This is a genomic window from Enterococcus avium (genome assembly GCF_002891025.1).
Classification (GTDB): Bacteria; Bacillota; Bacilli; order Lactobacillales; family Enterococcaceae; genus Enterococcus_A; species Enterococcus_A avium.
Genome location: NZ_NBSL01000002.1, coordinates 509,953 through 522,724, shown reverse-complemented (window position 1 = coordinate 522,724; position 12,772 = coordinate 509,953). Strand labels below are relative to the sequence as shown.

The following is a 12,772-nucleotide window of genomic DNA, read 5'->3' as shown; positions in this document are numbered from 1 at the left end:
AATGAATAAAATCTAACAAAATAGAAACTTAAAAAAAATGATAATGCAAAAAAAGAAGGCTCTTCGTCAATGAGTGTTGGTGAAGAAATTCAATAGAATAATCGAGATACTCACACGGCTAGACAGCTATCTTGACTAGCCGTGTTGTTGTTCTGGCTTTAGTCAGTTGGGTAGTATTCTTAGTTTTCTTAAAATATTTTCCTCGATATAAAAAGATTCGTTCTCGGTAGTTTTGAAAGTTTCTAAAGCCATAGGCAATTCGTTTTAGTACTTTGATATGGTTATTCAAACATTCTATAGGGCCGTTGGAATAGGGAACGCGCAACGCTCGTTTGATTTCTGTTTGGTATTTCTTGAAGGTCGTGAACACTGGTTGGTAGTGCTCTGGCAACTCCTTGTAGTCTTCTTTTAGGAGCGCGACGAATTCAGGAACATCTTGTCTTCTGATAACGGAAAGAAAATCCTGGTAGACTTCGTAGCCTCGCTTTAAGGAATCATCATAAGATAATAGCCGATCGACTATCTCTGCTTCTGTCAGATGATCTCGAAATGACGGACGCCAGTAGCGATGCTGACCTTTCAATTCCCACGCATTCTTTTGAAGTAGTCTCCAGTATTTCTTTAAGTGCTTCGACCGACGATCCCCTTTTTTAAAGGTCTTCATTACTTGAATTCGGTGGTTGGTAAAAGCCCGACCAATGTGTTGGCTAATATGAAAGCGATCGGCGACGATTCGGGCATTCGGAAAACACTCTTTCACCAATGTGCGATAAGGTGTATAGAAATCTGAAACCACTAGACGCACTTGTTCACGGACTTTTCTAGGGTAGCGCAAGAAATAGTCGCGTAAAGGATTGAGTTGCCGATTTTCCACAATATCAATCAGTTGATGGGTCTTGCCGTCCATCATGACAAAGCTCATGGCTCCCGAGACGTTTTTCACCGATTTGAATTCATCGAAACACACCACTTCTGGTAACGGCTGGTTCAAAGAAACGGTTTTAGGCCGAAGGCTGCGAAGTATTCGAATGACAGTGGTCGGAGAAATGTGCTTCATACGTGCAATCAAAGACATAGAAATAGGCTCACTTAATAGCTCAAGAATGGCTTGTTTGAATCTGCGGGCGATGGAGCAGCGACGATCACTAACTGAATCTTCTGCTAAAAAAGTCTTTCCACAGTGTTTACATTTGAAGCGCTGTTTGTTAATCCGCAGAATGGTCTTGTAGTTACTGACATCATTCAATAAGATGGATACTTTTTTCCAGCCCCATTTAATGATCGTTTGCTTATTTTGATAGTGACAATGGAAGCATTCCTCTGGTTGATAGGTCAATGTGCCATCAAAAACAAAACATGTTTCGTCATTGATTCGCTCTTTGCGAAAGGCATCTTCATGAAAGATAAGATTTAGGTCTAGAATATCTAGTAACTCTTTGGTAAACTCTGAATAGGACATCTTGAAACACTCCTTTGAATGGTTTTCGTCGACTTTATTCTAAAGGATTTCAAGGTGTCTGTTTGCGTTTATTAGAAAAAAGAAAAAGTATTGGCAACAGAAGGCGTCACCAACACTAGATATTATAGAGCCAAAAAGAATCTCGCTTTTTTACCATTAATACAATATTTAATCCCAACAATAACATAATAACAATCCCATAAAGTTGTCTTATACTACCATAATTAATAAAAATAAGTAGCGGCCTCAAAAATATTTGATATCCATGCCAATACCTTGAATAATTATTTATCGACATTGCAGCCTTCAAAGGATTCTCAACATTTTTTTTCGTTCTATCTATCATTAGTTTATCAGTGAAATTATCTAATTGAGAGCCTTTCAAGTCTGGTTTACTCAGAGATGGATAATCCCCTTCATTCTCCAAGATAGAAAGAGATTCAGCCTGATTTGTCTTTATGTTCTCATTTGAAAAACTATATGCAAAAGATAATAGAGAAACATATACTATTATCATCACTAAAAAGAATCTAAATGATCTCCTTAACATTTCCCACCTCTAAAAAAATTATTTGCTAAAAGTATTTATAAATTAATAAGTTCATTTACAATAGCTCGAATAAGAAATTTATCTAAAAAACAAAAACATAAAGCAAATGACATTATTTTTCATTTGCTTTGTCGTAAATTCCATATAAATTCAACTCATAATTCTTTTTATTATCTGTTACTACCGTATCTAAGATAAATCCTGTAACAAGTAATAACATTGAAAAAGTCATTAAACCCGTTGCTAAAATTGCTGAAGGTATCTTGTCAATGAAACCTGTTCGAACATATTCACTGATTACTGGTATTCCCACTAATAATCCTAAAATAAAAAATAACGCAAACCACATTGTAAAAAAGAAAAGTGGCTTATAGTCTTTACACATTTTAAAAATAGTCATTAATACTTTGGTTCCATCAGAAAAAGTGTCTAACTTTGATTCACTACCTTCTGGACGGTCTCGATAATCGATGGGTATTTCAACCAACTTAAATCTTTTATCTAAAGCATGAATCGTAAACTCAGTCTCAATTTGAAATCCACTACTCATTACAGGAAAACTTTTGACGAACAATCTGTTAAAACCTCTATAACCCGTCATCACATCTTTGATATTAGCTTTGTAAAGCCAATTAATTGAATTCTTAACCAAGTTATTCCCAAAATCATGGAAAGCTCTTTTATTTTCGTTAAAGTATGTTCCATTTGACAACCTATCCCCAATAACCATGTCAGCCCGTTTTTCCTTTAAGGCATGTAATAAATCGTGACAAGCTTCTGCTGGATAAGTATCATCTCCATCCACCATTAAATAATAATCAGCTTCGATATCAAAAAACATTTGACGGATCACATTCCCTTTTCCCTGTCTTGGTTCTTTTCTTACAATTGCACCTTCATCAAGCGCAATTTGATAAGTTTCATCTGTTGAATTGTTATCATAAACGTAAATATCTGCTTTGGGTAATTCTCTTTGAAAATCATTGATTACTTTCTTAATTGTCAAAGCTTCGTTATAACACGGAAGCAGTATCGCTATTTTTTCTTCCATTTTTACTATTCTCCTTAAAATAAACACTAACAATAGAATACAAGAGTTTATGAAATATTTCTATACCTTATAAAAATATTTTGAAATGGTATTTTTTTCAATTAAATCCTTTAAAAAAAAACGTTAACTTGAAATCCAAAGTCTCTTTCCAAGTTAACGTTTTTGACTATATCAATTCTTCTGAAACTAAATATTTTTTCATGCCTTCTCGAACACTAAAACTAGGTGTAAAACCTAAACTCTTTAGTCTAGAGATATCAGCAACTGATTCTTTAATATCGCCATCCCTTTCAGCCTCATGTTCTAGTGGCAGTTTGAATCCTAATGTTCTATCTATAATCTCAATCAATCCATTTAATGTAGTCGCAATTCCTGTCCCAACATTGAATTGTTTACCTAAAGACTCTTCCTTTTTTGCCACAAGTAACAATGCTTGGACTACATCTTCAATGAACACAAAATCTCGAGATTGCGAACCCTCTCCAAACAATATGAACTGCGTATCCTCACCCTTTTGAATTTTCTTATAGCGATCAACTAAGATTGAAATCACTCCACTATAAGGAGATTCTGGATTCTGATTCGGCCCATACACATTAAAGAAGCGCACCGCACTCGTCTTAACACCATAAAGATGATTGTAGTCCAGCACATACTGCTCTGCTGCAAATTTATCGACTGCATATGGAGTCAATGGACGAATAACCGACTCCTCTTTTTTGGGAAGAGTAGGCTCATCTCCATATACCGCAGCTGAAGAGCTAAAGACTAATCGCTTCAAGTCCTTTTGATATTTTCTTATTAGTTCTAACAACATCAAAACACTCTCGAAATTAACTTGATGCGTTTCAACCGGGCGTTCAACAGAATCAGCCACACTCGCTATCGCAGCTAGATGAAAAACGTAATCGAAAGTATTGTTTGATAGAATATCATTCATCAACTCACTATCAGTAACAGAGCCATTAATAAATTGGAGTTTCGAACTTTTGATCAAGTTTTCTTCTTTTCCCATAGATAAATCGTCAATCACAATTACTGAATTTTCTTTGGATAGATAATTTGCCAATGTAGATCCAATGAAACCTGCACCACCAGTGATTAAATATTTATATGACATACCTTCTACTCCTTACTTAACTCTCTTCATGATCCATTCTCTAGTGCTCCGTATAACTTCATTATTCGAATATCTAAAATAGAATAAAGTTATTATTAAATAGAGAACAACACCAATCCCTATTTTTAATAAAAGCCTAACGAATATTGATAACCCAGCCAGCGGTAAAATATCAAGAACAACCATCATTATTATACCAGATATAAAAAACACGATAAATGGACTTAAAAACACCTTGAAAGCTATTTCTTTTCGAGCAGCCAAAATTTGATAAATTGCAAGGACACTTTCAGATAGAAAAGTTGCGATAGTCGCACCAAGCAATCCAAATGGTTTAACTAACAACAAGTTAACAATAATACTAGTCAAAGCTCCAAGCAATACAGATATCACGAATGGTTTATCTTTAGATTGTGGGATCAAATATTGTGTTCTGATAACATTGCCAAGAGCGTAGAAAGGGAGATATAGGGCTAGTCCATTTAACACTAAGATACTTGCATTAAAATCTTTCCCGTAGAATAATGGTACAAAATCTTTTGAAACTCCCAATATACCAAAGGCAAATGCTATGGAAAGAAATAAAGCAAAAATTACAGAGTAATTAAGGTATCTAGTTGCTTCTGCTTTCGCATCCTTCTTCTCATAAATAGCAGACATTTGTGGCAACATTACAGTACCTAATGCAGCTATTATTCCTTTAGGCATTGATAAAACTTGACTTCCAGCATTGTAAAAGCCAACATCTTTTATACTGCTCAAATTTCCTAAAAATACTGAGGTAAAACTAGTATAAATAGTTGCAGAAACAATAGGTATAAATAGAATTGCCGAGGGTTTAAAGTGCTTAGTCACTTCTGATAACTTGATTTTTTTATAAAAAATGTAGTTTTTAACTTGAAACCAAGTGATTAAAAATCCTGCAATCGCACTACCATTCATGATTAGTGTGTACAACCAAAGATCATTTTTATTTTTAACAAGAAGGAAAATAAAAATCAAAGTTGATAACTTAACTAAAATATTTCTAACAATAACGATATTAAATTGCTGTATTCCATAGAAAAACCAATTAATATCTAGCATATAGCTCACAATAAGAAATACCTGCAATAAAGCAATATCTTGATATTGTCGAGCAAAATTAAATACGTAAATCAGATACAAAAGTATGCAAACAATACCACTAAATAATTGTATTCCGAAGATTTCGAAAAAAAGTATACTACGTCTTTCAACATTTTCTCCAACTTTGGCAATAGAACGATTCCCATAATGATCTACCCCTAGTTTAACAACTAATGCAAAGTAAATTGCAATTGAATAAGTATAATTATAGATACCAATCTTTTCCGCACCTAAGATCCTAGCAATATACGGCATCGTTAACAAAGGAAAAATGATTGAAAATACTTGATAAAATGCATTCGAGAAAAAGTTTTTGGCAATATTTTTCATGCTGTTCTTCCTCTCTTAAATCTTAGACCGCTTTATAAGAAATTTACCAACCGTTTCAGGCTCGTAATGAACATCTTTATAGGTCAATTTGTGAATATTGGTCAACTTACATAAATGCAAGAACTCTTCCTCTTTGTACTTTTCATTTAAACGAAATTGTAGGAGGTGAGAATTTCCATTGGTTTGTTGAGGTACATTTTTCCACTCATTTGAAAAGCTTCTAGCAACCATGCTAAAGAAAAGGTGAAAAAGATAATAGTTGACCAAAACATTATGGTCTTTCCAATACTCTAACATCAACCTTCTAGTCTCAGTGATAATAGGATTATTTCTTTTTGAAGATAAGAACCAACTTGAAATTAAAATCGGAGCATCTTTATTATCATTAAAAGTCGTTCTGAATGCAAACAAATCCGCGTCAATGATATATTTTTCTAAAGGGCCAGTCAAGAAAACTGTCGCATCAATCCAGATACCCCCAAAATTAGCTAATAGATCCGCGCGAACAATATCAGAAAACTGCGCATTAGAAATAATTCCTCGCTTCCATTTGGTAATAATATAATCAGGTAATGTGATAAAATCATTAAGATTTTTTTCATTTAAAAAAACAATCTCTCTTCCTTTGCAATTCTCCTTAACAGAACGCAAGCAAGCACGGACTATTTCTGGAGATTGTTCAAATCCCTGTAACCAACAAACCCAAATATAATTGCTAGTGTTCATTTCATCTTTTTTGTATTGTGGCTTGTATTTTTTATTTAAATATTTGTATGCATTAAATGCTCGCCTATCTGCATCCAAAGATTTAGAATATTTAAATCTTGGTCGATACACTGTTGCCCCAAGATACATCTTCTCAATTAGTCTTGCTAATTCCATTAAATTTAAACCTACCTACATAAAAATTTTAATTACCTATTTCACTGATAATTCGATCGCCAAGTTCTTTGCTAGCCTCACCTGACTCAAAGACCCCATAATCCTTATTAAAATTTTCAATTGAAGTATAGTAAACAAATTCGTCAAATTTTTCTATTTGACTTATAAGTTGATTCAGGCTCTTTGAAACTGGAAATGGTAAATCATTTAAATCCAATACTAAACCCCGATTTTTCATATAACTGTCATAATCATAAGCGTATAAAAAGCATTTCTTTTTAGAAATCAACATTTCTCCAAAAATAGATGAATAATCCGTAATTAATATCTCTAATGCACAGAGTAATTCTTGAGTATCAGGGTAATCATTAGCATCTATTATATAATCAACACTTGTTAATTCATGAATTAAGGTTGCATGCCTCAATATATCATTAGGATGTAGTCTCAATAGTATGACTATCTCAAAATTAAATTTAGACTCAAAGCTCTGCTTCAATTTTTTAAGACTTTCTATATTAATCTCAAGACTACCATCTTCTCTAAAAGTCGGAGCATAAAGCAAAATTTTTTTATTCTTTTCTATTCGATAATGCATGTATACTTTTTCAATTGTTGAAGTATCATTCTTTACTATAATATCGTTCTTCGGTATACCATTTCTGTAAAACTCTCCTGAGTACCAAAAAGTATAATGTAAATTTTTAAATAAGTTTGAATGTTCAAATACTAATAGATCACACATTTGAGAATCTTTTTTCGCCACACGCACATATCTTTTGCTAAGGAATTGTTCGATATCATGTTCAATCCGCTTTAGTCCAAACCCTGCATGCCAAGTCTGGAGATAGAATTGATCTTTACGTTTTCTTGGGTGAAAGTTTTTTCGACAATTATCGATCCAAATTTTTGCAGTATGTAATTCCAACAAAGCTCTAAAGGAATTATTTTTTACTAAACGAATTTCATTTGGAAATTCACTATGCTTATTAAGTATAATATCTGGTTTACAAAGCCAAACTATATCTAAATTAGAATAATTTTTTAATAAATAATCAACAATGTATTTGGGATTCTCTCCGTACGCCTTTCCCCAAAAATTTGAGACAACTATTTTATTCTTTTTTACAGGAAAAAAGAAAAGAAGTGGGTAGCATAAATAGAACAAAGAATAATCAATAATTCTAAGAAAAACTACTCTTACTATTTTTAATTTTGATCTCAAAAAAACACTTCTTTCTTAAGCAACACTATGTCTAGATTTTTTTTCAGGAAAATAATGATATACTAACTGACCTAACAATAGCCAAAAAATGAAGGCTCCAATTTTATTAACTAGAATAATCTCTGAAGATAAAACTGCATTAATACTGATTGCTGCAATAATTAGAATATTATAGAAATAAACTGTTTTATATAAATTTTTATCTAGAAAAACAGACTTTATTGCTAAAAGTGCTTTACTTAAATAAAATGAGAAGAAAGTGATAAATCCAATGATTCCAGTTCCAGCAAGTGTATGAACAACAAAACTGTGCAGAGATAATCCTGTTTTTGCAACATAAGTTTCAGGTAAGAAAGCTTTAGCATAACTAACAATACCTTCACGTGACGGACCAACACCAAATAGAAAATTCTGCTTAAACATCAGAAAACCGGCTTTCCAAATGCCAAATCTCCCATTAGATAAATCATTAGAATCTGTTACATCATTTCTTGTCAATTTAACTGGTTTTTGATTTCCTTGGATTTCCATATTATTATTTCCAGCTTTTATTTTTAGACTTTCAACAAAGTCAGGGATAAGAGTTAGTCCATTTTTTAATAAATTCAAGACAAGAAAAACAATTCCAGTTATCATTGCGTTAATAACCACACTCATTAATATGCTAAGAGATACAGATTTTCCTTTTTTAAGTAGATATTGGTTCACTAAAGTAAAGCCAGCAAGAAAAACAATTGCTAAAGTTTCTATTAATCCTGTTCTAGAGCCCGATAGGAGAATGAAGCTTAAACAAAAAAAACAATTAACATAAAGAAAAACACGTAATATTTGATTTTTTATCTGCTTTTGGAATAAAAACATACAAGAAAAAATTATTGAAATCAAACATACAGTTGAAGCAAAGTTTGGATCAGAAAAAACACCAAATAATCTATTTTCAAGAAACCCAAGTCTTAATGGATGAAATCTATTTGGCAATTTAACACTATGCTGCATTTGAAAAACAAACATCACGTTTGAGATAGTTACAAATACAAACCAAATTGTAATCAGAGTCTTAGCAAAGATTTCTATTGTTCGTTCGGAATGATTTCTATTATGACTAAACTCATATATTACAAGTAAATAAATCCCCTCATTTAACAAGAGCTTGATATTAGATCCAAGACCATAATGATAGTTTAATAAACTAGAAATCCCCATAACAATTAAAAATACAAAAAGAGGAATGTTATAAGAAAACTTTTTTAATTTAATCATTTGTAGCAAATCATACAGAATGAAGAGCGCTCCGACTAGACCAGCAGGTACCACCAAAATTGTGTTCAAAATTTTGGGTATAAAGTCATACGGTCCAAATTCTTTAAAAATTAATATCGTTCCAAAATAAAGTACATAAAAAGAACGAAAACGCTCAAGGTATGAATTGATTTTTGTATCTGCAATCATGAAAAAAGCTCCTTTTTCAGTATCTCAATTGTCTTCTCTAAGGATTCCTTAAAATTAAATTTCGGTGTCCAACCAAGACTTTTTATTTTTTTATCATCCAACAATGCCACATTAGCTGTTGAGAAACCTTTTTTTTCGATCTCATCTGGCAATTCAAATATAACCTTTTTACTAGAATAACTAGCAATACTTTCAGCAAACTCACTAAGGGTTACATCGCTATCTAGCCCCTTTATGTTGTATGCTTCGCCTTTTGTGCCCTTCTTTATTAATGTTAATAGCGCAGAAACAACATCCCCTACGTAGCTATAAGAAAACAGTTGATCTCCTTTGCTTTTTAGAATTACATCCTGATTATTGGCTCCATTAAGAATAAACTGTGTAGAAGCTTTAGAATCCCTTAGGTCAACCGTAGGCCCAAATACGCGACTTATCCTAGCAATGACGATATCAAGATTATATTTGGAAATATACGCTTGACATAAGGCTTCGCTAGTCCTTTTAGATTCGCTATATCCTGCTCTTAAAGTATTGCAATCAATGTATCCCATATAACTTTCGTCAAAGTATTTGACATCTTGCCTATTCTCCCCATAAATTTCAACACTAGAAAAGAAAATTGTTCTTTCAACCTTTTTCTCTCGCGCAAATTCTAAAATATTTTGAGTGCCAATAATATTCGTCGTTATTGTACCAATGGGATCGGTGGCATATGCCTTAGGGTGAGTATTACTAGCCGCTTGCAATATGTAATCACATGATAAATCACTAGGCAGTCTCTTATTGATATCAAATTCGATTACATCAAAAAAAGCATCATCAGTATAATCAGGAAAAAGCTTTAATAGCTTATTTCTATTTCTTCCAACACCTATTATAGTGTTTTGTAATCCGTATAGCTTATTTCCGTACATTAATACATCAATAAAAAAGCGCCCGATTAACCCGGTTGCACCCAAAATCAAAAAACGTTTATTTTTAATGTTTAAACTAGCTAAATCTTTTGAAACAGTTAGAATATCATCCATATATATACTATTGGATTGAAGCAAAATTCTTTCATCCCCTAATCATTCATTTTAAGATAAGCTTTAAATAGCTCTAGATCATCAGTTGTAGTCAGTTTAATATTTTTATCTGATCCCGCAGCAAAATACAGAGTTTCACCTAATTCTACCATCATAGTATTTGTGTAAGAAGAATCGGTCATACCAATTTTTTCTTCCACCGCTCTGTTATATGATTCTAGTAATTTATCATATTTATAAGCCTGTGGTGTTGATACTCTTCTAATAGTATTTCTATCGATATATGATGTAGTAGTTTCTTCAGTATCCTTGATAAAGATTTGTTCATTGTAGGGTAAAGAAGTAACCGCATTCCCATTTTCCTGACATTTAACAATTACATCAGATAATACTATTTCATCTACCAAAGGTCGTATACCATCGTGTATAATAATTGTGTCATCATCTTCAGAATAGTCTTTCAAAAACTGAACACCTTTATTAATAGACTCCTGACCAATTTTTCCGCCTTCAATAATCCATTCAATCTTTTTAAGTCCAAATTCCTTTATGTATCCTTTTAGAGTTTCTTCCCAACCAGATTTACAAACAACTAAAATCCTGTCTACTAATGGATGGTGTTCAAATGATTCCAGAGTATATATGATGATTGGTTTATTATTTATCATAATGAATTGTTTAGGGATGGATTGACCCATTCGTTTGCCCACTCCACCAGCAATGATCACTGCAGTTATCATAATCAGTTCAGCTCCTATTATTTTCTTAAAATTTTCTTATATAAAACTGAGTATAAGCCCGAATTAGTAAGATATAAGTATAAGGCGACCCTTTTGGCAAAAGAAACCTCTTTATTACCTTTGACTTTTTTTAGTATTTCTTTAATCTCCACTTTTGATGTGTTGTAATATTTTTTTCTGTCAAGATTATCTCTTTTAGAATTTCCTATTTTAAAACCTGTAGATAAGTACCCATCTACCAATCTAGCTATGGCTAGATTTAAAAATTCTGGAAAATCCTTTTTTACATCATTTAGAAGAATTTTTCTTTGTATGATATTATCATACTGTTTAGGATTAAAATCCTGATAAACAATGCTATCACCGTTTTGAAAATAGAAAATCCCTGCAAAATCTAGAATATCAATAGTATGAGCAGCTTTAAAAGCATGATAAATTGGTACCATATCTTCATACAGTTTACCTTCAGGAAATTCAATATTATTAAAAATTTCCTTTTTAAAAACTTTGTTCCATGCATAAAAATCAATTGCTTTACTTTTAAAAAGTAATTCAACTGCTTCAGAGTTACTACTGCCTATTTTCCTACTGCTGATTAACTCAATTGCATCTTCTTCAGTTTTCCCTTTCTTCAATCCAAAACAAACAATCTCAGGATTATTATTTTTAAAATCATCTATAACTTTATCTATACATCCTGGTAGAAAATAGTCATCGCTATCTAAAAAGGCTATAAGTTCACCACTAATTCTCTTTAACCCATAGTTTCTTGCAGAGGATAAGCCGCCATTATCTTTATGATAACAATAAACTTTATCCAACTTTTTTGACAATTCATCACAAATTAATCCGCTATTGTCAGTTGAGCCATCGTCGATTAACAATACCTCTATATTTTTAAAATCGTTTAAGAATATACTCTCAACAGCTCTCTCTATAGTATCTTCAACGTTGTAAACTGGAATCACTATAGAAAGTTTAATCTTACCTTCGAAGTTTTCTTTCATATATTTGACCTCTGATTTTATTGGGTAAAAGGCTCACTACGATATGTGCAGAACAAGATACTAAAAAATCTGAGATAGATCCCAACCCAACATGATAGATAGCTTTCCGACCTTTTAGTCCATCGATAAAATATTTTTTTCCACCCCGCCGAGCATACATTCCCTCGCCTGTTCTAGCATAAACAAGCGACTCTTGAATATTTTTACCTTTATACCCAGCTTTTAATAATCTTACCCAAAGGTAATAGTCCTCAAATCCCATCATTGGCTGATAATTTCCAACATCCAAAACAGCCTTCTTTTTAAACATAACTGTCATATGATTAAAGGGATTACGTTTTTTTGAAAATTCTCGAATCTCTCTATTAGTTTCTGGAACGATTCTTCTGCCAACAATACTTTTAGGTGAATCATAAAATTCATCTATATTGGAGCCAACTATTGTTAGATTAGGATCCTTAGTAAATTCTGAGTACTGTTTTTCAATTCTTGATGGAAGCATGATATCGTCAGTATCCATTCTAGCAACCAAATCATATTTACAAACCTCTACACCAATCGCTAAAGCCTTACCTAATCCAACATTATTATCTAAAGGAACAACTTTTAAAACTTCTAAATTGTCTTTTTTAAAATCAATGATTACCTCTTGTAACTCAGTAGTAATCGGTCCATCTAAAATCAAAACAATTTCTTTTGCTTTAACGGTTTGTCCAAGAGCACTTTTCAATGACTGCCTAAAATATTCAGGATTTTCCTTTATATATACAGACATCAGTAAACTAACATCAGCGCTTTGCAAA

12 protein-coding genes are annotated in these 12,772 nt (G+C 32.4%); all 12 read right to left on the bottom strand.

The window, feature by feature from the left end; genetic code table 11:
• Nucleotides 1–118 precede the first annotated feature (118 nt).
• Nucleotides 119–1,459, bottom strand: coding sequence for an ISL3 family transposase (locus AUF14_RS02645; protein WP_102865870.1), 1,341 nt, complete (start codon nucleotides 1,457–1,459; stop codon nucleotides 119–121).
• A 115-nt stretch (nucleotides 1,460–1,574) separates the two neighbouring features.
• The gene (locus AUF14_RS22745; protein WP_227656321.1) at nucleotides 1,575–1,976 is read right to left on the bottom strand and encodes a hypothetical protein; all 402 of its coding nucleotides are present in this window, start codon (nucleotides 1,974–1,976) and stop codon (nucleotides 1,575–1,577) included.
• Between the two features lie 145 nt (nucleotides 1,977–2,121).
• The gene (locus AUF14_RS02635; protein WP_049220481.1) at nucleotides 2,122–3,060 is read right to left on the bottom strand and encodes a glycosyltransferase family 2 protein; all 939 of its coding nucleotides are present in this window, start codon (nucleotides 3,058–3,060) and stop codon (nucleotides 2,122–2,124) included.
• 166 nt (nucleotides 3,061–3,226) lie between these two features.
• Nucleotides 3,227–4,180 carry an NAD-dependent epimerase/dehydratase family protein gene (locus AUF14_RS02630; RefSeq protein WP_016180603.1) on the bottom strand — a complete coding sequence of 318 codons (954 nt, stop codon included), beginning with the start codon at nucleotides 4,178–4,180 and terminating at the stop codon, nucleotides 3,227–3,229.
• Nucleotides 4,181–4,192: 12 nt separating this feature from the next.
• Entirely contained in the window at nucleotides 4,193–5,638 is a 1,446-nt protein-coding gene (locus AUF14_RS02625; RefSeq protein ID WP_016180602.1) for an oligosaccharide flippase family protein, read from the bottom strand.
• A gap of 15 nt (nucleotides 5,639–5,653) precedes the next feature.
• Entirely contained in the window at nucleotides 5,654–6,520 is an 867-nt protein-coding gene (locus tag AUF14_RS02620) for a capsular polysaccharide synthesis protein (protein WP_049220483.1), read from the bottom strand.
• Nucleotides 6,521–6,548: 28 nt separating this feature from the next.
• Nucleotides 6,549–7,745 (bottom strand): CDP-glycerol glycerophosphotransferase family protein, encoded by a 1,197-nt coding sequence (locus AUF14_RS02615; RefSeq protein WP_049220485.1) that lies wholly within the window; start codon nucleotides 7,743–7,745, stop codon nucleotides 6,549–6,551.
• 15 nt (nucleotides 7,746–7,760) lie between these two features.
• Nucleotides 7,761–9,194 carry an O-antigen ligase family protein gene (locus AUF14_RS02610; RefSeq protein ID WP_049220487.1) on the bottom strand — a complete coding sequence of 478 codons (1,434 nt, stop codon included), beginning with the start codon at nucleotides 9,192–9,194 and terminating at the stop codon, nucleotides 7,761–7,763.
• The gene (locus AUF14_RS02605) at nucleotides 9,191–10,246 is read right to left on the bottom strand and encodes an NAD-dependent epimerase/dehydratase family protein (RefSeq protein WP_049220489.1); all 1,056 of its coding nucleotides are present in this window, start codon (nucleotides 10,244–10,246) and stop codon (nucleotides 9,191–9,193) included. The genes AUF14_RS02610 and AUF14_RS02605 overlap by 4 nt, the downstream gene beginning before the upstream one ends.
• 14 nt (nucleotides 10,247–10,260) lie before the next feature.
• Nucleotides 10,261–10,962: an IspD/TarI family cytidylyltransferase gene (locus AUF14_RS02600; RefSeq protein WP_016180597.1), complete on the bottom strand. Its 702-nt coding sequence runs from the start codon at nucleotides 10,960–10,962 to the stop codon at nucleotides 10,261–10,263.
• 17 nt (nucleotides 10,963–10,979) lie between these two features.
• Nucleotides 10,980–11,969, bottom strand: a complete 990-nt coding sequence (locus tag AUF14_RS02595) for a glycosyltransferase family 2 protein (RefSeq protein ID WP_016180596.1) — start codon at nucleotides 11,967–11,969, stop codon at nucleotides 10,980–10,982.
• Complete coding sequence (locus AUF14_RS02590) at nucleotides 11,947–12,771, bottom strand: glycosyltransferase (RefSeq protein ID WP_016180595.1); 825 nt, start codon at nucleotides 12,769–12,771, stop codon at nucleotides 11,947–11,949. The genes AUF14_RS02595 and AUF14_RS02590 overlap by 23 nt, the downstream gene beginning before the upstream one ends.
• Nucleotide 12,772: the final 1 nt, after the last annotated feature.